Genomic DNA, 24,029 nt, shown 5'->3' on the forward strand with positions numbered 1-24,029 from the left:
ATTCTTGTATGATAGACAATAGAAAACGACATTATTATATGAAAAGAAGGCTCAATATGAAATCTAATAGTATTGTATTTTCTCTCTCTCAATTCATAATCATTATTTCTATCTATGTACTATATGGAAAATTCACACTACTCGGATATATCAATGTATCTTTTTTTATCAGCGCTATTTTGCTTTTCATCGGAGGAACAATCTATATTATACGCACTGGTTCTTTTGACTTCTTCGCAACGAGTATGCGTAAAGTGTTCGTACGTAAAGGACAGCAAGAAGCTATCGAATCCATGCGCAAACCTTCGGAAACATTTTCAGCGAATCCTGCTTGGTTTTTCATAGCAGGTATCCCGACATTCGTACTGATGTTAGTCGCCTTGACATGGTATTATATGTAATCAAGCATAGTTTACTAACAAACCAAGCCGGCTGATTATCTAAAGAAAGCAATGGTCTTTTGGAAATGAGGTGTTGTTGACGGGGAGTTGTAATGTTAGTGTACTCGTTACGGCGGACTCGCCAGAAGTTGGGGCGGTGCAGAAAAAATAGTGTATCGTTTAGGATTCTCCCTACAGAACCGGACGCTTTCCTGAGGGCGCCCCCTCCGGAAAGCGTAGCGTCTGGAAGCTCAAGCCGCAAGACATTCCAAGTTAGCTTCACTCCATCTAGCCAAAGTCGCCCGTTTAGTTCTATCACCTAACTTGCTTTTAAATTAATTATACATAGCACGGTTACTCAACTGACGCGTAATGAAACTATCTTATTTCCTGTCTTCCACATCTAACTTACTGCCATCATGAAAACGAATCTCCACTTCAAATTTCTCATAACTAGATTCTAAATCAAAAGCTTGTAACACTTGCTCAATCGTCTCTTCTTTTGTACTATCTTTTGTCAATTGCAGTTGCTCTGCTCTCGGATACAAATCATTAAACGCTTCTTGTCCTTGCAAGTACACACCATTTACCTCGTCTTCTATTTTCGCTTCAAATGGCTCATTATCATCCTGCTCAATCTCCGCTTCGTACTCACGGTCTTTGCCATACGAAACTTCAACCTTAATTTCCTTAAACGAAAGTTGATCCATATCCACCTTCATAGTATCTGTCGATATACTAGGTTGCTCTGATGCCGAAGTGTCTGCTGACGTATTTGTATCCACAGGTTGCTCGATTGGTGCTGACGGTGTAGGTACCTCTACAGGCTCGTCACTGCCACAACCTGCTAGTCCAATCGTCATCACTGACACAATCACTACAAATGTTTGCTTCACTTATATCCTCTCCTTAGTTGGTCATTTCTTCTATAGTTCCCCAATCTTTGACTTTTAATCGATTAACTTCAATTTATGTAGGGTATGTTAAAAGATAAAGGAGTGATTCCATGAATAATCCTAAGAAATTGACGGCAGCAAATGCGATCGACGCTATTGAAAACGTTGCACATATATCACCTCATCTTAGACGTGCACACGCTACCGGAATTGCTTTTGACGCGACATTCAAATCTACTGGTGCTGCTATTCCGTGGACAACTGCAGAGCATTTACAAACGGGGGAAGTTTCGGCTGTCGTACGTTTTTCACATAGTTCCCCGAGTATAGAACCAAGTGAAATATTAAATCCCGTAAAAGGAATGGCCGTCCGTTTCAATTTGTCTAACGGAAATTATACAAATCTAGTCATGGTAAATGTACCGATTTTCGTAAGCCAGACTCCGGAGGCGTTTATTCGATTAATTAGGTCTTTTGATAAAAAGTCGAGCTCTTGGAGTGAACGGATAGACTCCTTATTGCATGACGTTCATTACAAAGCTTTCGCTACCATCCTGAAGAAATTGAAACCTTTGAAAAACTTTGAAACTCTTCACTATTACGGCATACATTCTTACATATTTGTAAACACAAGCAAACAAACACAAGCAGTGCGCTTTGAATGGCAACCTCTACCTTCTAACGATAGCTCAGTTCCTGCATCATCTATAGAAAACGAGTTAATTAAGAAAGTCGAGAAACAAGCAGTTCAATTTCGATTACTTGTGCAATTGGCAGAATACGGTGACCCCATCGACGATCCAACGAAGGCATGGCCAGACGATCGCAAAAAAATTGAAGCGGGTATACTGACATTGACTTCCCTCCGTCCGGACAATGCCGAAAATATAGTATTCGACCCTACGATTACTACAGAAGGATTGGAATGTAGCAATGATCCTGTACTGCTCTTTCGTTCAGCTGCCTATAAAGAATCCGCAAAACGGCGGGGAGCGATGAAATAATCCAGTAATCTCCAGCTTACCATTTACTAAATTCAGTAAATGTAATAGAACTATCGATAACTACATGAGCTATCTATTCAAGATAGAAATCGGCAGTAAAATATTATAAAATGATCAACACTCATCCATCAGCTTAGTCTGCACTTGATTTTTTCATTATACTATTGTTACTATTTAAAAGATGTCAATTCAACCAATGTACGTATGAACCATTCTCTCGAAATGAGTATAGAGCCAGAATATACTGGCGGAAGGGGTTGACGAATTACGAGAAGGAGCTGATGTGTATGACAACAGAGAAAGATTTGTTACTTGATGATTCGGATGAGGAAGTAGTTAAAGATTATTCTTTAGATCGCGTTCCTATCGAAGACCGCAGCAAAAGTTGGCTCAGCATTACAAACATTACATTCGGTATTGCGACCGCTATTTTCTATTTTCAAATGGGAAGTGTTATGGCATTGCAGTTCGGAGCACCCAACGCAATCGTTTCAGCAATTTACGCAATTATAGTGGCGGGATTGCTCGGCACAGTCATTGCGTACCTTTCAGCTAAGTCAGGTATGAATGTAAATTTACTTTCACGCGGTGGGGGTTTTGGTTATATCGGTTCTTCCCTTACTTCATTAATTTACGCGTCGAACTTTATTATGTACTGTGCATTCGAAGGGTTGATCCTAGTATCTGCAGTACATCATTTCTTACCAGACTTCCCTAAGTGGATTTTGATCGTTGTCTTTGGAATGATCATTATTCCGTTAAATTGGTTCGGAATTGAGCAACTAGACAAGTTGCAAAAGTGGTCAATGCCTGTGTTTTTAATATTTCTAATTACAGCGATTGTTGTTTCATTTATAAAGCCGGCTGTCTATACCGGATCTGTATTTTCTTATATGCCTGAAGGTGTTCAGTTCGGTGGAACCGCTTTATTATTCTGTATTGGGATGCATAATGGAATTATGGGACTAACAGCTTTACTAGCTTCCGATTATGCACGTTTCTTAAAACCCTCGGATCGAAAGTTTGGATCTATCGCTATAGGATTTATTCCTCAAATTTTTTGTTATGGAGTGATGGGTGGACTCGGTATATGGTTCGGTGTGCGTTTCCTTGAAAAAGATCCTGGTGTGTATATTGTTCTTTTACTAGGTATCGGTGGTGCATTATTTACTATGTTGACACAATTACGTATTAACGTCACTAATATCTATAGTAGTTCCCTCTCCCTTTCTAATTTCTTTGAGAATGTGTTCCGTTTCACTCCTGGACGAAGATTTTGGGTAGTCGTTTCTGCCGCCTCCGCGATTGCGCTCATGCTAGCCGGTATTGTCGATCATTTGGATACTGTCATGACGTTCCAAGGGGTATTCTTGTTTTCTTGGGCTGCGATTTTAGTGACAGATGCCCTCATCGTCAAGAAATGGCTACGCATTGGTCCAACATATTATGTGGCTAGACAAGAGTATTTATATAAATGGAATCCTGTAGGTGTGGTTTCTTTACTCGTCGCCAGCACATTTGGTACAATTGCCGCCTCAGGAGTGTTAGGTATATTCTTACAGTCTACAGCTGCTTTCTTTGCGGCAATTCTTGCAGCGGTACTGACAGTTGTGATCGCAATTTATACAAAAGGCGCCTATTATTTAGAACGGGAACCAAAAGATATTACAGCTGAAGATCGATTAAGCTAAAATTTATCAATCCTGGTGATTTATGTATAATTCTCTCATTCATTTATTTAAAATCGATTTTGACTATGACAATTGGGTGGTGTGACGCTGACTTAGCGAGTGTTGCGGCTTGCGCTTCCAGACGATACGCTTTTCGGAGGGGGCGCGTTCGGTTCTGTAGAGAGAATCCTAAAACGTACACTAACTCTACAATTACTTATCAAAAGCAACTTATTTCCAAACACTAATTCCTTTATTCGGATAATCAACAGGCTTGAAAATTCATGAAATGTAAAACGCCTAACGAATCAGCCTTGCAATCGATTCGTTAGGCGTTTATTTGTTAGTCATTATCCTCAGATAATCCTCTTCGTTTAATATGTCCCCATTCCCGTTTGCCTCGTAATGCACGAATAATACCTTCCACTCGCCAAAAGATGGTAGCTGGGCGATACCAAAATACTTCAGTCAGCGCTAATAACACGAGACTGATCAGCTCCTCAATTTTCGGAAACGTATTTCGGCTCCACGCCTCTAGTAAAACGGATGCCATAGAAAATAATGAGCCGTATAAAAGAAACGTTAACCCAAGAAGTCCAGCAAATACTACATATACTTCGCCCATAAACAGCGAGATGATTAGGTAAGCATATCCGACCAGTTCTATTAATGGTCCCAATAGTTCTAATAATAGAAAGTACGGAAAAGATACAAGGCCGACTAAGCCATATTTCGGATTGAAGGCCATCTTTTTATGTAACCAAAGACTTTCTGCTAATCCTTGATGCCAACGTCTGCGTTGCGTACGCAAACCTGCGAATGTATCAGGTGCTTCTGTCCAGCAAACAGGATCAGCCGTAAAGACGATTTCTTTTTTGTCCTTTGTGTCCCCGATGGCTTTATGGAGTTTTACTACTAACTCCATATCTTCACCGACCGTTTGCGTAGAATATCCTCCTACTTCTATCACTAACTTTTTAGAAAATACACTAAAAGCCCCTGATATGATTAATACAAGATTAAAACGGCTAAGCGCTATACGTCCCATAAGAAAAGCACGCATGTATTCTACAATCTGCATCTTCACAATAGTTGACGTTGGTAAACCTTCGCGCACTAGTTGTCCCATTTGGATATCAAAACCATTGGCAATCCGTACATTACCCCCAGCAGCGACCACTTCTTTGTTTGACTCCATAATCGGTTTCATCACTCGTAATAACGATGTTCGATCTAACATAGAATCCCCATCTATAGAACAAAAGTAAGGATATTTCGAAACATTAATACCCGCATTTAACGCATCCGCTTTTCCGCCATTTTCTTTCGTGATCAAGCGTAAATTCGGATGGATCTCTGACTGGTAAACTGCTTGAATCGGCTTCGTATCAAGTTGTAAATGAATAACTTTTTTCAGTGGTTTCATGTCAAATTGTTCGATCACCAATGCTTCCGTTCCATCTGAAGATCCGTCGTTTACTACAAGAATTTCAAACTCCGGATATTCCAATGCAAGCAGCGAATAAATATTACCTAAAACACCTTCTTGTTCATTATATGCCGGAACAATAATAGTTACTGGCTGAGTATATATAAAATCCACCCCATCTTCATCTGCAAGATTCTTTTGCAATTTCCTTTCCTTCGCTAACCGCAAAAACGCTATGATCAGCATCGCTGTATAGACGAAAATAACAGCAAACATATAAAACAGCAAAATATACCCTACGAATGCAAACAGCGAGGAAGTAATATGAGGAAGATTCATCAGATTACTCCTTTCCCAACATCTCTTCCGCCAAATCCACCGCAAATTCATCAGTAGAATTGGTTATGACGGAATACAATGTTTGTTGACCATTCTTTAACATTTTCATTGATTTTGCAGCTTGCATACGGACTGCATAAGATGAATCTGTAATGAGACGGTTTAATATAACTTCCGCCTGTTCTTCAGGTGCAGAAGCAAAAATCTTTGCTACCATCAGACGCTCTTCCCAAATAGAAGAACTTGCAAATTCTTCATACATGGAGTAAGTGGGAGTCACTTCCAGCAACGCAATACTTTTCAAAGCCCGTATTCGTAACTCTGGGTCTGAATCATCCAAGCAGTAGTGCAAGAGTGGTAACCAATCCAAATAAAATTTAGCGCCTACAATATCTAGTAGCGAATATTTTAACGGATCAGGTAATGCATCAAAGTCTTTTGCCAATAAACGTGTCTGTGATTCATCTAACTCTACTATGAGCCTTTTATAATCAAATTCTCCTAATCGCCGCTTAGGATTCGCATAATATGACACAAAATCTGATGAAGAATTTTTTGCAATGATCTTACAAAGCAATAAATACTCTTCTTTTGAATTTGATTTTTTCAAGCGATTCATAATCTCTTCATGTAAAAATGAAAACTCATAAAGATAAATTTTATTCAGTACATTTAATCGTATGCCTGAATTTCGATAGTTTAGCTGTTTGACGTAATAAGTCTTCATATATTCAGATGCATACTGATCAATTTTTTTCGTCAATTCATCTGAAGAGAAATGGTAACGTATCCTGAAAAACAGCTCATCTATCGCTTCCAACTCCAACGTGTTTGCAGGCTTTTTCAGCTCAGCTGATAATTCTCCTCCTAATAAATAATCCAACCATTTAGATTGGTGTAGTTCTATATAGTTCGCTATAGTCTTCTTATTTTTTACTTGTCGGAAGCGATAAAATAGTAGTAGAAGGAAAAGTAATACTAGCACTAAAAACAGCGAAATGATGAGTACTATCATGAACAACAATAAACTATTCATGATAGATCCGGTTAAGCACTTTTTTAATTTGCGCTTCAAATAAACGCGGATTGAAAGGTTTCATCATGTACTCATCCACCCCATTCTCATACGCAAACAGCATTTCCGTCTCACTCTTGCGTTTTGTCATCATAATAATATGATATTTTTGTGTATTGGGTAACTCACGTAACGCATACAAAATATCCAAACCATTTTTCTTAGGCAATACATCATTCATAATGACGATATGTGTATGTGCAGACTCATACCAATTAGAATCCAAAAAATCATGACCATCATGAAATACTTGAATCTCTAATTCCAGCTGACTAATTGACACACGATCCATTAGTTTCTGAAGGACTGTCGTAACTAGTGGATCTTCGTCAATAATACTAACTCGGATGACTTGTTGGTTCAGTATTCGAAACGTACGATCTTTTACACATATCGTCTGCCCCTCTAGTTCACGTGCGCGTTCTATCGCAAGGAGTCCGACTTTCATTATATCTTCATGCGAGACAGTTCCATTTCTGACTTCTAACATAGCAGTAGCCAATGGATAAGAACGCACTTCTTCGGTTTTCGCTAATCTATCTATAAATACATTCGCTTCCGCCTCGCCTGTGTTGGTCATCAAAATAATATCCGGCTGACCGTCTGGAAAGCGAAATAATATATCCGAATCACGTAACTGCATCGCTAATAATAGCTTTGCTGATTCTGTATCTTCAGGGCTCGTAACGAATACTACTGTAAATATCCGTTGAAAACGTTTCATATTCGCTACTTGCCACGTTAGAAAGTTCGGAAACAAGGACGCGTCTACTATATTGTATCGTTCCTGACTCAAAGCCTCACACACCTTTACCTAATATACGTTAATAATATTTTAAAACTTTTTTAAATAATCATTTACTTCGGGAATCAAAGAACTTTCTACCATTATATAATTCAAACCGCTTTCTTTATCTATTAGGGGAATAAGCAACTCTTCATATTGACTAATCATCGGAATGACAACTAATGATATATGATTTTCGGCTGCCAGTTTTTCTATTACAGATAGTTCTTCATCGGAACTCGTGCTAATGGATCGCAAATAGAACAACTGCGACACGCCGTACGTTTTAGCAAAAGTTGAATACTCTTTTGGTTCGAGCATTGGACCTACTAGCAAATTACGTTCATGACGCTTCACTTTTCCTAAAGAAAATGCAATGTCATCAAATTCTTTCCCACGTGTATCCGATCCGTACAACAAGCCGATAGCCACGCGCTTTACTTGCTTGCTTTTTTTTGCTGTTACGAGATACGTCAGGCTCTTGTTTTCTTTAGACTCTTTTATACTTAAATATTGTTCATCTAAAGAGAGTTCGTCCATGTCCACGAAATCAGTTATGCCTAATTCACGCAATCGATCACTTTCCTCTTTAGTCGGCTGGCAACCTACTAGCATTTTGCGACCTACCCACTCACTCTTACCACACTGCAATTCAGGTGGAACAGCTCCAGTAAGGGTTGTCCCCCAGTCCAAATATGTTTCAAGCATCATGAGCGCAGGGCTATTACTAAAATCATGCACATACACTTTATGATCCAATGATTGGAGATACTCAGCTATTTTACGTATTTCTCGAATGGAGGGCTCTTCCACAATCGGCATCGATGTATAGGTCATTTGTAATTCTGCAACAATCTTTTTCTCTTTCAACGGCCATTCAGAATCTTGCGGATCTTTCAGTAAGGAAACGACTTCCTCAACTTCCCCGCGCTTAATACGCGTAAACCACTCTTCTTCTGTCGGAAAAGGTCCCATGACAATCGACTGATCAGGGAAATAAAATAAACTTCCTCTCTCCAATGTCGTCGGTTGTAAAAATCGCAGTTGATATTGTTCATCGCCTGTTTCTTCATTGACCACTTGTTTAATGACGTCCACTCGGTGTCTGCCTAAATAGCAATGAACATAATACTTTTTATCTTCTTTGATCAACTCTCGCACTCGCTCAATAGACTTTGAGTTATCTCCCACCCAAGGCAACATCGGCAACGAATGTACATCCAGTCCAACTTCTTCTGCTGAACGAATTTCTTGATCGAGTAAAGGTTTTTCAATAGGTAATGTAGGACTTAATAATGTAATAACCCCGTCATATCCTTGTGCTTTTAACTGAACTAAATCCTCTTTTTCAGGATACGGCCCAAACGTAAAGCGATCCCCTTCCACAACTTCCCCTTGAGAAGACTGTACAAGTCCACTGCCAGTATTCATAAAGTAATATAGTCCAGCCAAGCATAGGAACAGTGAACACGCAACTATCGTCCACGTTAACCGCCAGCGATTTCTTTTTACGACTATAAAGTAATAAAGAAAAGAGACGACAAAACCAAATGCCACCCAGCCGACTACAAAGTATTTCATGACAGTGTCTATTTTAAATTGAGACCATCCTCTATCTGTATACATTTGCTCAATAGGAACGACAGCAAACAATAAAAAGAAGATGCCTCCTCCGACACCGAATGTGCTCAGAAATATAAACCAAATCAAAACTTTTATATAAAAACGACTTTTAGGTTTATCCTTCACTAGGCTCACCATCTTTTCTTTCGACTGTCTCCTCTAGTATTGCTTCCATCATAGGAAAATACGTCAACCAGTAGAAAGCAGAGACATCTTTTGCAAAATATTTATAAAAGTTATGCACTCCTTGCCATTTCACCAGCGGTTGCATATCAAAATCAGCGTAGTCACCTGCAAAATAATAGGTGTTTTTACTCTCTTGATGTAATACAGCGGGAAACTTTTCAGGAATACCAGCATCATGCAATACACTTCTACCTTTTTCCGTCAAATCAAATTCATACGTAGCGTATACTTTTGTTTCACCTACTGGCTCTACTACATCAAACCAATAAATATAAGAAGACGCATTCACTTTTGGGAACTTCTTTTCTCCCATTGTTGTGAGTTTAAAGCGAGCTGCACTTTTCGTCTGTTGACCGTCTAGCACAACTACTTGCCCCGAAGTGTGAACAAATGCTAAGCCAGCTCCTGCAAGTATCCAATCATCGCCAGTTTGTTGTTGATAGCTGTCAATCAACCATTGAGGAACTTCATCGCTCGATAAATCCGTAAAATGTCGACCAACCCACCCCGACCAGTTTACTCCCAAACTTTTTTGCATAATACCGCTCACTTCATCACTTGTAGGGGAAGCAAAACTATTAAATTCAGCGATTAGTGTCGTGTTTTCATCTCTGCTGGCCATTAATTCATTCCACTCTAGTAATTCCATTCCACCATAAATAAGTTCCGAACGCTCTCCTTCAGGACTCTTTTTCAAATCGTCACTAAAGACGCCGTACGTATCCGCAACGTATATTAAATCTGCCAAGCGCGCACGAAAAGGGGTCATCGCTACTTGGTCATATGGATCAAAACCATAATAATCACGACCTAGATCATAAAACTCTCCATCAGCACGTATAATTTTCTTGCTATCTAATATATGAAAGAATCCTTTATGTTCTCTGTAATCTTTTTTTGCCACTGATTTATCAATTACGACAATATCTAAAACTCTTTCTTCTTTGATTTGCCAGTATATTCTAGGCGAAAGGATGAGTAATAGTAGAATAAGAGCGACTATGATTTTTTTCATTGATTACTCCTTCCTTCATTCAATAAATGATCTATTACATTTTACTTCTTTATCCATATTACTATATTGTCTTGTATACTTACAAACAATATTTTAGTTATATAATACTAGATTTATTACTAACTAATGTTGTATAATTAACATATAGGTATAAATAATTATACCTGTGCAAAATAAATTATAAAACGAGGCTACTTACATGTCGAAAAAAGTAATTTCCCTATGGATGGCAGCGATTGTTTTGGTCTTTACTAACTTTATATGGCTTAAACCAATGCTAACTATGCGAGTTGAACAACCAAAAGCAACTTGGTTATGGCATACATCCCAAATTATTGAACAGCCCGGGGAACTTATAACATTTCTAGACAAAAATAACGTTAATACTCTTTATCTACAAATAAATACGGATTTACCAATCGACGTTTACCAGAAGTTCATACAACAAGCAGGATCTTATGGAATTGAAGTCCATGCCCTTGACGGAGCACCTCATTGGACAAGTAAGCGGCAACCTGTGGAAAACTTTTTTCGTTGGGTAGAAAAATACCAATCCGTTTCTGAAAAAACTGCACAATTTACAGGAATACATTTGGATATTGAACCTTACATATTACCAAGTTGGGGATCAGACAACCAAAAGACCATTGAAAATTTTCAACAAACGATTCAATATGCTGAAGAAGAAGCTTCAATGTTAGGATTGCATTTAGGAGTTGATATAGCTTTTTGGTTTGATACTTCTTTCTATTCTAATTCATTTGGAGAAGGAGTATTGTCTGAATGGCTTATCGATCATTCAGATAGTGTCAGCGTAATGGCCTATCGCAACAAAGCAAAGGGTCGTAACGGAATTATCGCGTTATCACAAAACGAAGTGGATTACGCACGATCTGTAGGAAAAGATATACGAATTGCTGCAGAAACTAGCAAAACCGCTGAAGGAGATCATCTGACGTTCTTTGGTAAAAAAAATGCCTATATGAACAACCATTTACGTGAAGTCGAAGGAGCATTTAATCACAGCGATCACTTTAAAGGAATCGCTATCCACTCTCTAGAAAGCTGGATGCAACGCAAGTAGAATTCCTACACAAGAAGAGCCGTTCCCTGCATGAATAGGGAAACGGCTCTTCTTTGTAAATATATCATACCTGTCGATTCACCATAGTATGTGTAATTTGTCGGTGTATTATGCTTTGCCATCTTGTTCATAAAAAACGGGTGGAACTGAACCAAACACTCTGCGATGATATAACATCGGATCTTTCTGTTTATCCACTTGTAAATTCACGACTTCACCGATAATAATTGTATGATCTCCAGCTTCAATAGTTTGGAACGTCTTACATTCAAACACGCCAAACGCGTCTTCAATAACCGGCACGCCATTTTCAGACATCTCCCACTGACATGTAGAGAAACGATCCTCGACACGGCTTGCAAACGTACTGCACAGTTGTTGTTGATCTCCAGCCAATACGTGAACAGCAAACTTCCCGCCTTCTGTAAACGCTTTTATAGAAGATACTCTATGATCTATAGACCATAATAACAGCATCGGATCTAGCGACACCGAAGCAAACGAATTGACCGTCAATCCTACAGGTGTCCCGTCCTCTGTAACCGCAGTTACCACGGTTACTCCTGTTGGATAGTTCCCCATAATTTCCTTGAATAAATTTTGTTGTTCCTCTTTTTTCATAACATACTCTCTCCTTTATAAATAAGCTATTATATTATGAATATGTTGATATTCATTAAAAAAGCCGTTACTCATTCTATCATAGCACTTCCTATGACATTCTTCATTTTCCCTAACTTTTCAAAGGCTTTTATCGAATTAGATATGGGTTACTTGTCTTTTTTCACTCTAATTATATTGACAAAACTTATTTTCTAAATTTTCTTTCTACTCTACGTTTAAATACATGAAAATAGGATAAAGTTAGATATACTGTATGTAGTTTTCTACTACATGTAAATGTGAGCTGCACGAATCGCTAGGTACGTCCTATTGGTTTTGCAGCTTACTTTTTTCGTACATAACCTCTCTATCCACTAGAACAACTGAAGAAGAGGTTGAACAATAAAGGAGGAGATTCATGTGACAGAACCTAAAAATCCTGATGCTACTCAAAAAGGCATTAGCCGGCGAAACTTCATGAAAAATACTGGTTTATTAGCTGGCGGTTTGGTAGGTGGTTCATTATTTGGTGGTTTGCTGACGAACCAGATGCAAAAGACGGATGAACCTGCCACAGTGCATGAAACGAATAATGTAGCAGAAGCCCGAATATTTTTTAGTAGTAGCGCAGAATTCGATATTTTATCCGCTGCAACTGAACGGCTTTTCCCTAAAGACAGCATAGGTCCAGGTGCTATCGAATTAGGCGTCCCCTATTTTATCGATAGACAACTTGCCGGAGAATGGGGCACGAACGCCAAGGAATATATGCGCGGTCCTTTTTTGCAATCAGCTAGTGTAGCAGATTATGAAAACCTGGAAGACACAGAACAAGACAAAGGTCCAAATGCTGAAACTCAAGTACCTGTACCGTCAGCGAGATATCAGACGCGTATGACTAGAGGTGAAATTTTCATAGAAGGCATCCATGCTATGGAATTAACTTCAAAAGATGCGTTTGATATGGGCTTTACGGAATTATCGCCTGACCAACAAGATGAAATTCTTCAATTATTCGATGAAGGAAAAGCGAAAATGAACGGTGTTTCTTCGGCTACTTTTTTTAATCTGTTACTGCAAACAACAATTGAAGGGGCTTATGCTGATCCGGTCTATGGAGGAAACCGTAATATGGAAGGATGGCGCATGAAAGAATACCCCGGACCTCGTGCAAGTTACACTGCAGATATCGAAAAGGAAGACTTTATCGTTATGAAGCCGGTTAGTTTGAAAAATTATCAAGGACATTAATCATTGGAGGGACTTTTATGGCCATAAAATTAAAAAAAGCAGATGTTGTCGTAGTAGGCAGTGGTTGGGCAGGCGGAGTCGTTTCAGCCGAACTGGCTAAAGCAGGATATAAGGTCGTAACTTTAGAACGTGGAAAAAAAGCAGATCGACAAGATTATATAGGAGTGAAAGATGAATTACGCTATACGGATCGTTTCGAAATGATGCAAAATTTATCTCCTGAAACCATTACTTCTCGTGTGACAATGGAAGACACTGCTCTTCCCGTACGTACTCGTGCAGAAATGATGGCAGGAACTGATTTAGGCGGTGGCAGCGTACACTGGGCTGGAGCTACATATCGCTGGAGAGCATATGACTTCGAAATTCGTTCCAAAACAATTGAACGTTACGGCAAAGAAAAGATCCCTGAGGGTATGACTATACAGGACTGGGGTATCACGTATGATGAAATGGAACCATATTACGACAAATGGGAAAAGACAGCCGGCATTTCTGGTGAACCCGATCCGCTGGGCGATAGACGTTCGAGTGACTATCCGAATCCCCCTATGCTAGAATCACCGGCTGTACGCTTATTTAAAGATACAACGAAGAAAATGGGTTACCACCCTTTCCAAGTCGCTTCCGGGAATCTATCGCAAGCTTATACAAATCCTGATGGCGAAAAACTGAATGCATGCATGTTCTGTTCGTATTGCACTATGTATGGATGTGATTTCACAGCCAAATCCGATCCACTTGCTACAGTCATTCCCACAGCTATTAAAACAGGAAATTGTGAAATCCGCACAAATTCACTTGTTCGACGTGTATTGCATAGTGGTGGGAAAGCGACAGGCGTAATGTATACAGACACGCGTACGGGAGTAGAATATGAACAACCTGCAGACGTTGTTGTACTTGGTGCATTTTCATTCACAAACAACCGCTTGCTAATGCTTTCAGAAATAGGTACGCAATATGATCCTACTACGCGTAAAGGAACTATCGGACGAAACTTTAACGGACAATTCAATATTACTTTTCTAGGTGCAAGAGGCTTTTTTGAAGATAAGAAATTTAACTTATACATGGGCGCAGGTGCACTCGGAGGCACAATGAGTGATTTCGCAGGTGATAACTTCGACCATACTGATTTAGACTTCATACACGGTGGCGGAATAGAATTACGCCAATACGGAGATGCAGCCATTGCAACAAACCACGTTCCAAAAGGCACGCCAAGATGGGGCCCGGAGTTTAAGAAAAATTCAATTCACTACGCAAACCGTTCACTTATTGCATGGTATACTTCCGCTATCATGTCATGGTGGCATAATTATACAGACTTAGATCCAACATACAAAGATGAGTTTGGCGACCCTTTACTCCGTATTACGAACCGCTACACCGATCAAGATCGCAATATTGCAAAATTCGGTATTGAGAAGTGTACTGAAATAATGAAAGAAATGGGTGCGGATATCGTAGATCCAGATGAAGTCCCAGAAGAATTCGATCACATTTATTCAGGTGGTCATTATGCTGGCGGAGTGATAATGGGAGCAGATCCTGAAACATCTGCCGTTAATAATTACTTGCAAATGTGGGATATGGACAACTTGTTTGTCGTAGGCGGTTCGGCATTCCCTCAATTCGGAAGTCACCACCCAACCGCTACCATAGGCGCCCTTGCCTATCGAGCAGCCGAAGGAGTAGAAAAATATTTAAAAGAACGCGGTCCGCTAGTAGAAGCAAGAAAAACTAGCGTAAACGCTTAGCGGATAGAATATACATTTTATATGCACGAGTAGAAAGATAATAAAAGCACTCTTTCCCATCCCCCATCCGTTGAATCCCAACTATCTAGAACTAACAATCCAACGGTCGAAATCTCTCCTAAAGAAAGCTGAAGAGTGCAGTGAAGTGCAGGCCGGCGACTCAGTAAGGATCAGGTCGACAGGTGAAACAACCAAAGGAGCAAAGCGACTGGTTGGTTCACCGCGACCCCTTCTGAACGCGTCCGGCTGAAACGCAACGCAACGACATCCCCAACGTCTCCCATCACTCATCCGTTGAATACCAACTATCTAGAACTAACAATCCAACGGTCGAAATCTCTCCTAAAGAAAGCTGAAGAGTGCAGTGAAGTGCAGGCCGGCGACTCAGGAAGGATCAGGTCGACAGGTGAAACAACCAAAGGAGCAAAGCGACTGGTTGGTTCACCGCGACCCCTTCTGAACGCGTCCGGCTGAAACGCAACGCAACGACATCCCTAACGTCTCCCATCACTCATCCGTTGAATACCAACTATCTAGAACTAACAATCCAGCGGTTACAACCTCTCTCCTAAAGAAAGCTGAAGAGTGCAGTGAAGTGCAGGCCGGCGACTCAGGAAGGATCAGGTCGACAGGTGAAACAACCAAAGGAGCAAAGCGACTGGTTGGTTCACCGCGACCCCTTCTGAACGCGTCCGGCTGAAACGCAACGCAACGACATCCCTAACGTCTCCCATCACTCATCCGTTGAATACCAACTATCTAGAACTAACAATCCAGCGGTTACAACCTCTCTCCTAAAGAAAGCTGAAGAGTGCAGTGAAGTGCAGGCCGGCGACTCAGGAAGGATCAGGTCGACAGGTGAAACAACCAAAGGAGCAAAGCGACTGGTTGGTTCACCGCGACCCCTTCTGAACGCGTCCGGCTGAAACGCAACGCAACGACATCCCTAACGTCTCCCATCACCCTCATCCGTTGAATCCCAACCACCCATTCAATCTATACGAAACACCAAATATTTTCACCTCAAAAAAAGAAGCTATCACAGAAAATCAGACATTACTGACTTTCCGGACAGCCTCTTCTTACAAATAACAACTACAATTATACAGGAATATTGAAAAGCTTAGGCAAGAACAACGAAATGGACGGAATGAACGTTACAAGCAATAACACAACAATCATGACAATAATCCAAGGAACAATCGCTCTCATCAACAGTTCAAACTTCGTATTACTAATCTGCGAAGCCATGAACAAGTTAGCCCCTAGAGGCGGAGTAATGAAACCAATAGCCAAGTTCAAGATCATGATCAAACCGAAGTGAATAGGATTTACTCCCAATGCAGTCACGATCGGTAATAAGATAGGCGTCAATATAATAATCGCTGCATTTGTCTCCATAAACGTACCAACGATTAATAATAATACATTAATCAGAAGCAAGATAATCACTTTATTGGCAGAAATACTTAAAATGAAATCTGCAATTGCTGTTGGAACTTCTGTAATCGTTAAGATCAATCCGAACCCAGACGAAATTCCAATAATGATAATGACTGGTGCAGTTAGCAAACACGCCCGAAATGCGATGTAAGGAAGATCCAGTATTTTGACTTCTTTGTAAACAAATACACTTACAAAGATTCCGTAGAAACACGCAATCGCCGCTGCTTCTGTCGGAGTAAAGATACCACCGTAAATACCTCCGAGAATAATAATCGGAATAAGAAGAGCAGGAATAGCATTTACAAAAATCCCCAACACTTCTCTCAACGTATATTTATGGTCGTCCCCTTTATAATCATTTTTTCTAGCATAATACAACACATAAATGATTAACGCTAGACCGACTAAAACACCCGGTCCAATCCCGGCACTGAACATTCCCGTAACAGAAACTCCAGCAGCTACTGCATAAATGATCATCGGAATACTCGGTGGAATTAAGACACCTACCGTCCCCGCAGTAGCAACTAACGAGGTTGCAAATGTCTTGTCGTAATTTTTCGCCACCATTGCCGGAATCATAATTAATCCAATAGCAGCAACTGTAGCGGAACCTGTTCCCGAAATTGCCGCAAAGAATAGACACGTCACAATGGAGATTACACCTAATCCACCTGTCATTCTACCGAAAAACACACTGGATACATTAAGCAGTCGACGGGAAATTCCCCCACGCCCCATAATATCACCAGCAAAAGTAAACAACGGAACAGCCATCAATGGAAAAGAGTTAAGCGACTGCATCATCGTTTGCGTAAATGCTTCCATACTTACCGGTTGAACAACAAAAATAGTGACCATAGAGGCGAGTCCAATCGCGATGGCAATCGGAACAGAAATACAGAGGAATAAAAGAAAACTACCAAATAGTAAAAGCATCGTCATGATTTCTGCCCCCCATTATCCTCTAGTTGTTCTTTAGGAGAAAATGCAACTTCATTCCCACCAGTATATAAGCCACCTTCATTCGCAAAACGATCCATTGGACCAGCAAAATTCTTCACTTTCCAAATGAGTCCTTGAACTAGTCTAATAATCATTAGTCCAAACCCGATAAATCCTGCACCATACAAAATATTCATCGAAACATTTAGCGTAACAGCTTTATCTTGGAACTCTGCTACCGATTGACAAATCTTCCATGCTGAAATAAATATAACAACAGCAAATAAAATAAATAATAAATCTACAATAACAGCCATTACTTTTACTGCTTTTTCATTTAATTTATCGACAAGAAATGTAATTCGGATGTGCGCATTGTTACGAGTTGCATATGAAATACTAAAATACATAAGCCAGACAAACAAAAATCTTGCCAATTCCTCTGCCCATGAAAATCCTGAATTAAATACAAAACGTAAAATTACTTGTACAGTAACGATTGTAGTCATTACATAAAATAGTATTGCTATTAGAATCGGTTCAAAGTTTCTGTCTAGCCACTTATAAGTAGTAATCATTTTCACAACCCCTTCATTCGTAAATAAAAATGACGACATATGAAACATCCTTCTCATGTCGTCATTTCATTTGTTATTTTCTTTCTGCTTCCACTTGCTCCATAACAAAGTCATATAACTCTTGTCCAGTTTTATCAATGATGTCTTTTTTCACTGCAGCATTCATGACTTCGCCCATTTTACGTCTTTCCTCTAAAGGAACTTCATTTACATTAATGCCTGCTTCTTTAAGTTTTTCTAAAGTTTCTACTTCATTTTCAGCGATCATTGCTCTTTCGCTGTCAATCGCTGCTTTTGCTTCTTCTTCGATCAACTGTCTATTTTCATCAGATAAACTATCCATAAATTCTTTGTTCGCATACCATAAGAAGTCTGTATATACGTGTTGCGTTAAAGACCAATATTTTTGTGCTTCGTAGAACTTCATTTCGTAAAAGCTCGTAGTCGCACTTTCTTGTCCATCGATCAAGTTCTGCTGAAGTGACGTGAATACTTCTGGCCATGCCAAGTTTGTTAGCGAAACTCCTAAAGATTCCCATCCTTTAATTTGGATTGGGCTATATCCTCTAATTTTAAGTCCTTTTACATCTTCCATCTTCTCAATCGGACGCTTATTGTTAGAGAAGTTTCTAAATCCTATTTCCATGAATCCTAAACCTGTCAGTTTTTTCGCTTCAAGTGACTCCATTAATTTCTTTCCAGCTTCACCGTCTAGTACGCGATGCGCATGTTCTGCATCATCAAAAAGATAAAAACTGTCCCATATCGCGAACTCAGGGATGGATTGTGAAAATAATGTAGATGCGCCAAAACTCATTTGTATATCTCCACGACGCGTTTGTTCCATCGTGTCCGTGACAGTCCCTAGCTGAGCTGCTGGGAATACTTTCACTTTAATTTTGCCATCACTTTTATCTTCAACATTCTTTTTAAATTCTGCTAATGCTTTATTCGCCGGGTGATCCGTTCCACTATCATGAGCAATTTGGATTTCAACCGTATCCTTATCTCCCTTAGTGTTTTTTGCACTATCACCGCCACATGCTGCTAAAATTCCTCCAACTAGTATGACAAGTGCAAAACAAACTAAACTTTTAATATTTCTCATCACGTTCACCCTCTCATTTTCAGATGTATTAGTTAACGATTTGGATATTTTTCATTGAAAGTAGCCATATTCTGAAGCGCTAACTTTCCTAAGGACACACTATCGGACATCGCAACGACAAAAGTATAGTCTTTTTCATAAAGTGCCATCGCTTGATCAATACTTCCCGCAACAGTTCCGATGAATTTATCTGTTTTAGCTACAGCCTTTTCTACTTTAGCGATAGCCTGTTGAACTTCTTCATTCGCTGGATTACAGAAGTGGCCCATTGATGTAGCCAAATCCATTGGTCCTACAAAAATACCGTCCACACCTTCTACAGCTAAAATTTCTTCTACATTTTCTACGCCTTCTGGTGTTTCAATAGCAACCAAGACGAGCATTTCATCATTCGCATGTTGTAAGTAATTTAAGTCGTTCATACCGAAACCGCCTGCACGTGGGCTTGGCGCAATTCCTCGGACGCCTGTTGGAGGATACATCGCTGCTGCTACTACTTCTTTGGCTTCTTCAGCGGTACCGACGTAAGGAACTAAAATTCCAGTTACCCCAGCATCCAAGATTTTTTTAATGATCACTTTATCATTCCACGGCGCTCTAACAAGCGGTTCTACATCGTAAGCATTGAGCGCCTGGCATTGATTGATCAACGTCATAATGTCACCAGGTCCATGTTCCATATCAATCATTGCCCAGTCAAATCCAGCCTTTGCAATGATTTCCGCAGACATCGGACTAGCCAGTTGCAACCAAGAACCTATAGTTTTTTTATTTTCTTTTAACATTGCTTTTGTTTTATTTTTAAAAACTTCATCTTTTCTTAGCATATATTAAGACCGCCTTATTTTGATTTATCAGACGTATAGTCCCCTTTAAACACTCTTACTATGTTGGACATATACTTTTCCATCTCTTTTTGCATGTCTTCCATCACATTGGAAAGATGTGAGTATGAACCTTTTGACAGTGCTTCTGTTAAGAAGTTCATAGCTACAATCGAAACATCTGTATTGACATTTATTTTGCAAATTCCCCGTTTGATCACTTCCTTCAACATCTCTTCAGATGTATCAGAACCACCGTGCAGGACGAGCGGGACATCTACTTTATCGTTTATCTTTTCTAATAAACCCAGATCAATAGCAGGTTCCGTTATGTTTAACCCGTGAACAGTGCCGATAGCAGCGGCTAAAAAGTCCACTTCCGTCTCTTTAGCAAATTCTTCAGCTAAATTAGGATCGGTTAGTGTTCCACTACCTTCTTCTTCATCTGAAAATGCCCCTCTAGCTAGAGATCCAATTTCCGCTTCAATGGAAACGCCTGCCAAATGCGCAATTTCTGTCATTTCTTTCGTCAGGCGGACATTCTCTTCGTAGGGATGTGGGGAACCATCAAACATGACTGAAGTAAACCCATTTCGAATCGCTCGAAGGATAGATTCTTTTTTGTACGCATGATCTAAATGAAGCGCAATCGGTATCGATGAATTATGCGCTAACGTTCGTATCATGCTGGACAATCCTTCAATATCCACTGTAGAAAAATAGCGTTCACCCACAGCTAAGATTACTGGATGCTGCTCTTGTTCGGCTACATTTACGGCAGCCTGGACGGTTTCCATATTGTAGACACTGAATGCTGCAACAGCATAACGGTTTTTTTGTGCATGAAGTAATATATCGTTTGTATTTACAAGCACTATCTCACATCATTTCTTTAGACATTTGTAAGCCATTCTCTCATAGCACCTGTAACAAGTTCAGGTTGTTCCATAGGTGATAAATGACCGCATTCTTCAGCAATTACGAGACGAGAATGTGGTATGATTGTATGCATTTTTTCATGTATTTCTACCGTACATAATGCATCTTCCCTACCAACAACGAATAATGTATCGCATGCTATAGTAGGCAATACTTCGAATCCATCAGGTTTAGAAGCAACCGCTTTCAATTGGTTCAAATAAGATGCTTCCCCTACTCTTACTGCCATCCCCATCGCTTTAGATTGCAATGCTTTCTTTTTAGGATGATCTTTGTAAAACAGATTCGGTATGAATTGCTCCTGCACAACTTCTATAAACTTTCCTTCTTCTACGTCTTTCATAGTTGCAGCCCATTGCTTTTGCTGTTGTTCAAATGGCGGGTTAGCTGTCGTATTGACCAATGCCAATTTCAGAATTCTGTCAGGTGCTTGACGCATCATTTCAATCGCCACAATTCCACCAAGCGACAGTCCAGCTAAAGCAAATTGCGGAGGTGCTTTTCGTAAAACATCTGCTGCAATTTCTTCTATTGTCGAATGTTTTGTTATAACTCCTATTTGTACATCAGCAATATCTGATAAGTTGGTGACTTGATGCGACCATAACTCAGAGTCACATAAAGTCCCCGGAAGCAAAACCAGTGGAACTTTCGCAGTCATACATATCCTCCTATGATCAGATGTAAACTTCATACATCTTTCGTCATTTCATCGTTAGCTTATGACCACAAGATTCCCGAATGATTAATTCATCTTCAAGAATAATATGTGATTTACTAATCGTTTCTTTATTTATTTTTTGCAACAGTAAAGTCATCGCCCGTTTACCAATTTCATAACGCGGTTGATGAATCGTCGTTAAACTAGGTGTCGTATAGTGTGCGATATCTAAATCATCAAAGCCAACAAGTGCAACATCTTCCGGTACTCGTAAACCTGCTTCATGGATAGCTTTTAGCGCACCAATAGCGAGGCTGTCATTTCCTCCATATATCGCAGTAGGCGGCTGATCAAAACTTAGCAATTTTGACGCTGCCCGATAGCCATCTTCGAATAAATATCCACCTTCCTGAATGAGCGATTCATTAATCTCGAGGTTGTGTTGGGAAAGCGCTTGTTTATAACCATTCAAACGGGTTTGACTCTGGATACGTTCCATATGACCAGTAATATGTGCAATTCGTTCATGACCAAGACTGATTAAATGATTGGTAATCTTTCGGCTGGCACTTTCATTGTCAATTGAAATGGAAGGAATGTGCGGATCCAACACATAGTCAAAGGTCAAAACAGTCGGACTGTTTTCATTGATTTTCTGTACAGCTTTTTCATCCATAATTCCTGCCGTCGTCAAAATCACTCCATCTACTCTACTATCTTGAATTAGTTCCAAATAGTTATTCTCTTTTTCTTTATCGCCATTTGTACTGCCAATCAGTAAAAAGTAGCCGGATTCACGAGCCACTTCTTCCAACCCTCTAATATACTCTGAGTAAAAAGAGTTTTTAATATTAAGCATTAACACAATAATAATATTGCTTTTGGCCATTCTAAGTGTTCTTGCTGCTGTGTTAGGACGATATCCAAGCTTGTCCATTGCTTCTATTACAGAAGCTCGTGTCTTTTCATTCACGCCTTCTTTATTTGAAGTCACTCTGGAAACAGTGGCAATGGAAACATTAGCCAATTTTGCCACATCAAAAATATTTACCATAATGATGATTCCTTTCTTTACATGAGTTGTCTAATTCAAGCTTCAGGAAAATAATAGTAGATACAAACCATAACTATTATAATCCTACCAAAATTAAAAACAACGTCTGATACTAATAAAGAAAGATTTATATAAACAGTAAATCATCTATTCAAAGAGGTAATTGTCAATGACGCGATTCAAAGACAATTACCTTTTTGCATAGTTAAAGAATTACTTCTTAACTAACTTTCCTTCTTCGTCTAATTCTAAATTATGCTTTTTCGCATCTTCAATTACTTCTTCAGACCAATCAAGTGCAGTCCACTCGTCTCCACCACTTGCAATATAAAGGAAACCAGTATCATCACCTACATTTTTAATGCTTCTCATATGATCTTTAGGAACAGAGAATACATCTTTCTCAGTCAAGACGACTTCAAACTCTTCTCCATCTGCACTTTCAACAGTCACTTTCCATTCGCCTTTGTAGACAATTAGAACTTGTGGTGTGGGTTGGCTAAATTTATTTAATCCATTTCCAGGCTCTGCTTCGATTAACTCAAGTCCAAATGAATGTTCATTGTTGACGATCGAAGGACGGTTAACATCTGTAGCAATACCATGCCCAATAATTCCGTATGTTAATTTCTTGCCGCCTTCAGAACGGCTATCTAAGAAAGCGTCTTCGTCAGGAACGCGATTTTCAAACCAGAACACACGTGATTCCATTTCTTCCTGTGATACTTTACGTAAAGCATCTAATTCTTCTTGAGGGGTAGGCTTAATCACGTCAACGCCTTCAGGAATTTCCATACCTTTTGAAGTATCAATGAGACGACCATCTTCCATCAATACTAGTCCGTGACCTTTTGCATCACGTAGTACTTGCGGTCCCCATGTAACGCTTTGCGGATCATCTTCACCTAACACAGAGAATAAGAAGCCATCATCAGAACCGATATTTTTAAATCCGCGGAAAATATGAATCGGTAATGAAATAACGTCACCCGCGTTTAGAACCGCTTCTCCGTCGGTACCTTCATTTCCCCAAATAAAGCGCCAAGTTCCTCTTGCCACTATAAATACTTCAGCTGTTTGGTGTAAGTGAAGAGAGTTTACACAACCATTTGGCATAGCTGCCGCCCCCACGTTAAAACCATGTGGCTCTTTTAAGTTAATAACTGCCGTACCACTTTCAGATACTCCAGGACCAATAATGCAATAATTTTCTTTTTTATCTGAACCAGGTGTTTTCGCATCGATAAATGCAGCTTTATCCGCCACAAAATCCTCTTTGCGAATTACTCTTTTAGCTATTTCTTCTTTAGTCATTAATTGTTTCGTCATATTATTTTGCCTCCTGAAGTTTGTTTTTCTCGAAAGTGTA

At 39.6% G+C, this 24,029-nt stretch carries 21 protein-coding genes; 6 read left to right on the plus strand and 15 right to left on the minus strand.

Annotated features, from left to right (window positions below):
• Positions 1 to 56: 56 nt before the first annotated feature.
• On the plus strand, positions 57 to 401 hold the full coding sequence (locus DV702_RS10605) for a DUF3899 domain-containing protein (protein ID WP_162805780.1): 345 nt from the start codon (positions 57 to 59) through the stop codon (positions 399 to 401).
• A gap of 362 nt (positions 402 to 763) precedes the next feature.
• Here the strand turns inward: DV702_RS10605 and DV702_RS10610 are convergent, their stop codons facing one another.
• Positions 764 to 1,276 (minus strand): YusW family protein, encoded by a 513-nt coding sequence (locus DV702_RS10610; RefSeq protein ID WP_114924727.1) that lies wholly within the window; start codon positions 1,274 to 1,276, stop codon positions 764 to 766.
• Between the two features lie 110 nt (positions 1,277 to 1,386).
• Between DV702_RS10610 and DV702_RS10615 the strand changes: the two genes are divergently transcribed.
• Both DV702_RS10615 and DV702_RS10620 read left to right on the plus strand, forming a co-directional pair.
• The gene (locus DV702_RS10615; protein ID WP_114924728.1) at positions 1,387 to 2,280 is read left to right on the plus strand and encodes a catalase; all 894 of its coding nucleotides are present in this window, start codon (positions 1,387 to 1,389) and stop codon (positions 2,278 to 2,280) included.
• A gap of 287 nt (positions 2,281 to 2,567) precedes the next feature.
• On the plus strand, positions 2,568 to 3,971 hold the full coding sequence (locus DV702_RS10620) for a purine-cytosine permease family protein (protein ID WP_114924729.1): 1,404 nt from the start codon (positions 2,568 to 2,570) through the stop codon (positions 3,969 to 3,971).
• 322 nt (positions 3,972 to 4,293) lie between these two features.
• On the opposite strand, the gene DV702_RS10625 is transcribed toward DV702_RS10620, so the two are convergent.
• Genes DV702_RS10625 through DV702_RS10645 form a run of 5 tightly spaced genes read right to left on the minus strand, consistent with a single transcriptional unit; the run spans position 4,294 to position 10,404 of the window.
• On the minus strand, positions 4,294 to 5,718 hold the full coding sequence (locus DV702_RS10625) for a glycosyltransferase family 2 protein (protein ID WP_114924730.1): 1,425 nt from the start codon (positions 5,716 to 5,718) through the stop codon (positions 4,294 to 4,296).
• Between the two features lie 4 nt (positions 5,719 to 5,722).
• The gene (locus DV702_RS10630; protein WP_114924731.1) at positions 5,723 to 6,754 is read right to left on the minus strand and encodes a HEAT repeat domain-containing protein; all 1,032 of its coding nucleotides are present in this window, start codon (positions 6,752 to 6,754) and stop codon (positions 5,723 to 5,725) included.
• Positions 6,747 to 7,589 carry a response regulator gene (locus DV702_RS10635; protein ID WP_114924732.1) on the minus strand — a complete coding sequence of 281 codons (843 nt, stop codon included), beginning with the start codon at positions 7,587 to 7,589 and terminating at the stop codon, positions 6,747 to 6,749. The genes DV702_RS10630 and DV702_RS10635 overlap by 8 nt, the downstream gene beginning before the upstream one ends.
• Before the next feature lie 39 nt (positions 7,590 to 7,628).
• Complete coding sequence (locus tag DV702_RS10640; RefSeq protein WP_114924733.1) at positions 7,629 to 9,329, minus strand: hypothetical protein; 1,701 nt, start codon at positions 9,327 to 9,329, stop codon at positions 7,629 to 7,631.
• Positions 9,319 to 10,404, minus strand: coding sequence for a hypothetical protein (locus DV702_RS10645; protein ID WP_114924734.1), 1,086 nt, complete (start codon positions 10,402 to 10,404; stop codon positions 9,319 to 9,321). The genes DV702_RS10640 and DV702_RS10645 overlap by 11 nt, the downstream gene beginning before the upstream one ends.
• 199 nt (positions 10,405 to 10,603) lie before the next feature.
• Between DV702_RS10645 and DV702_RS10650 the strand changes: the two genes are divergently transcribed.
• A complete protein-coding gene (locus tag DV702_RS10650; protein ID WP_114924735.1) occupies positions 10,604 to 11,488 on the plus strand; it encodes an amidase in 885 nt (294 codons plus the stop codon).
• Positions 11,489 to 11,596: 108 nt separating this feature from the next.
• On the opposite strand, the gene DV702_RS10655 is transcribed toward DV702_RS10650, so the two are convergent.
• Positions 11,597 to 12,109 carry a flavin reductase family protein gene (locus tag DV702_RS10655; protein WP_114924736.1) on the minus strand — a complete coding sequence of 171 codons (513 nt, stop codon included), beginning with the start codon at positions 12,107 to 12,109 and terminating at the stop codon, positions 11,597 to 11,599.
• Positions 12,110 to 12,511: 402 nt separating this feature from the next.
• Between DV702_RS10655 and DV702_RS10660 the strand changes: the two genes are divergently transcribed.
• On the plus strand, positions 12,512 to 13,342 hold the full coding sequence (locus DV702_RS10660; RefSeq protein WP_114924737.1) for a gluconate 2-dehydrogenase subunit 3 family protein: 831 nt from the start codon (positions 12,512 to 12,514) through the stop codon (positions 13,340 to 13,342).
• Positions 13,343 to 13,359: 17 nt separating this feature from the next.
• On the plus strand, positions 13,360 to 15,105 hold the full coding sequence (locus tag DV702_RS10665) for a GMC family oxidoreductase (RefSeq protein WP_114924738.1): 1,746 nt from the start codon (positions 13,360 to 13,362) through the stop codon (positions 15,103 to 15,105).
• Positions 15,106 to 16,206: 1,101 nt separating this feature from the next.
• On the opposite strand, the gene DV702_RS10670 is transcribed toward DV702_RS10665, so the two are convergent.
• From DV702_RS10670 to DV702_RS10705, 8 genes are all read right to left on the minus strand, one after another.
• Positions 16,207 to 17,496, minus strand: coding sequence for a TRAP transporter large permease (locus DV702_RS10670; RefSeq protein WP_114924739.1), 1,290 nt, complete (start codon positions 17,494 to 17,496; stop codon positions 16,207 to 16,209).
• Positions 17,493 to 18,113 carry a TRAP transporter small permease gene (locus DV702_RS10675; protein ID WP_162805781.1) on the minus strand — a complete coding sequence of 207 codons (621 nt, stop codon included), beginning with the start codon at positions 18,111 to 18,113 and terminating at the stop codon, positions 17,493 to 17,495. The genes DV702_RS10670 and DV702_RS10675 overlap by 4 nt, the downstream gene beginning before the upstream one ends.
• A gap of 34 nt (positions 18,114 to 18,147) precedes the next feature.
• Positions 18,148 to 19,182, minus strand: a complete 1,035-nt coding sequence (locus DV702_RS10680; RefSeq protein ID WP_114924741.1) for a TRAP transporter substrate-binding protein — start codon at positions 19,180 to 19,182, stop codon at positions 18,148 to 18,150.
• 32 nt (positions 19,183 to 19,214) lie between these two features.
• A complete protein-coding gene (locus DV702_RS10685; protein ID WP_114924742.1) occupies positions 19,215 to 20,009 on the minus strand; it encodes an HpcH/HpaI aldolase family protein in 795 nt (264 codons plus the stop codon).
• 14 nt (positions 20,010 to 20,023) lie between these two features.
• Entirely contained in the window at positions 20,024 to 20,881 is an 858-nt protein-coding gene (locus DV702_RS10690; protein ID WP_114924743.1) for a class II fructose-bisphosphate aldolase, read from the minus strand.
• 17 nt (positions 20,882 to 20,898) lie between these two features.
• Positions 20,899 to 21,606 carry an alpha/beta fold hydrolase gene (locus tag DV702_RS10695; RefSeq protein WP_162805782.1) on the minus strand — a complete coding sequence of 236 codons (708 nt, stop codon included), beginning with the start codon at positions 21,604 to 21,606 and terminating at the stop codon, positions 20,899 to 20,901.
• 43 nt (positions 21,607 to 21,649) lie between these two features.
• Positions 21,650 to 22,660 carry a LacI family DNA-binding transcriptional regulator gene (locus DV702_RS10700; protein ID WP_114924745.1) on the minus strand — a complete coding sequence of 337 codons (1,011 nt, stop codon included), beginning with the start codon at positions 22,658 to 22,660 and terminating at the stop codon, positions 21,650 to 21,652.
• Between the two features lie 213 nt (positions 22,661 to 22,873).
• Entirely contained in the window at positions 22,874 to 23,989 is a 1,116-nt protein-coding gene (locus DV702_RS10705) for a cupin domain-containing protein (RefSeq protein WP_114924746.1), read from the minus strand.
• Between the last annotated feature and the right edge of the window lie 40 nt (positions 23,990 to 24,029).

Source organism: Sporosarcina sp. PTS2304, from assembly GCF_003351785.1.
GTDB lineage: Bacteria > Bacillota > Bacilli > Bacillales_A > Planococcaceae > Sporosarcina.

Excerpts from the sequence above, each read along its gene's own strand:
- DV702_RS10620 (WP_114924729.1), top strand. The coding sequence starts at position 2,568 with ATGACAACAGAGAAAGATTTGTTACTTGATGATTCGGATGAGGAAGTA.
- DV702_RS10705 (WP_114924746.1), bottom strand. The coding sequence starts at position 23,989 with ATGACGAAACAATTAATGACTAAAGAAGAAATAGCTAAAAGAGTAATT.
- DV702_RS10675 (WP_162805781.1), bottom strand. The coding sequence starts at position 18,113 with ATGTCGTCATTTTTATTTACGAATGAAGGGGTTGTGAAAATGATTACT.
- DV702_RS10605 (WP_162805780.1), top strand. The coding sequence starts at position 57 with ATGAAATCTAATAGTATTGTATTTTCTCTCTCTCAATTCATAATCATT.
- DV702_RS10700 (WP_114924745.1), bottom strand. The coding sequence starts at position 22,660 with ATGGTAAATATTTTTGATGTGGCAAAATTGGCTAATGTTTCCATTGCC.
- DV702_RS10645 (WP_114924734.1), bottom strand. The coding sequence starts at position 10,404 with ATGAAAAAAATCATAGTCGCTCTTATTCTACTATTACTCATCCTTTCG.
- DV702_RS10680 (WP_114924741.1), bottom strand. The coding sequence starts at position 19,182 with ATGAGAAATATTAAAAGTTTAGTTTGTTTTGCACTTGTCATACTAGTT.
- DV702_RS10665 (WP_114924738.1), top strand. The coding sequence starts at position 13,360 with ATGGCCATAAAATTAAAAAAAGCAGATGTTGTCGTAGTAGGCAGTGGT.
- DV702_RS10685 (WP_114924742.1), bottom strand. The coding sequence starts at position 20,009 with ATGCTAAGAAAAGATGAAGTTTTTAAAAATAAAACAAAAGCAATGTTA.
- DV702_RS10650 (WP_114924735.1), top strand. The coding sequence starts at position 10,604 with ATGTCGAAAAAAGTAATTTCCCTATGGATGGCAGCGATTGTTTTGGTC.
- DV702_RS10630 (WP_114924731.1), bottom strand. The coding sequence starts at position 6,754 with ATGAATAGTTTATTGTTGTTCATGATAGTACTCATCATTTCGCTGTTT.
- DV702_RS10670 (WP_114924739.1), bottom strand. The coding sequence starts at position 17,496 with ATGACGATGCTTTTACTATTTGGTAGTTTTCTTTTATTCCTCTGTATT.
- DV702_RS10655 (WP_114924736.1), bottom strand. The coding sequence starts at position 12,109 with ATGAAAAAAGAGGAACAACAAAATTTATTCAAGGAAATTATGGGGAAC.
- DV702_RS10615 (WP_114924728.1), top strand. The coding sequence starts at position 1,387 with ATGAATAATCCTAAGAAATTGACGGCAGCAAATGCGATCGACGCTATT.
- DV702_RS10695 (WP_162805782.1), bottom strand. The coding sequence starts at position 21,606 with ATGACTGCGAAAGTTCCACTGGTTTTGCTTCCGGGGACTTTATGTGAC.
- DV702_RS10625 (WP_114924730.1), bottom strand. The coding sequence starts at position 5,718 with ATGAATCTTCCTCATATTACTTCCTCGCTGTTTGCATTCGTAGGGTAT.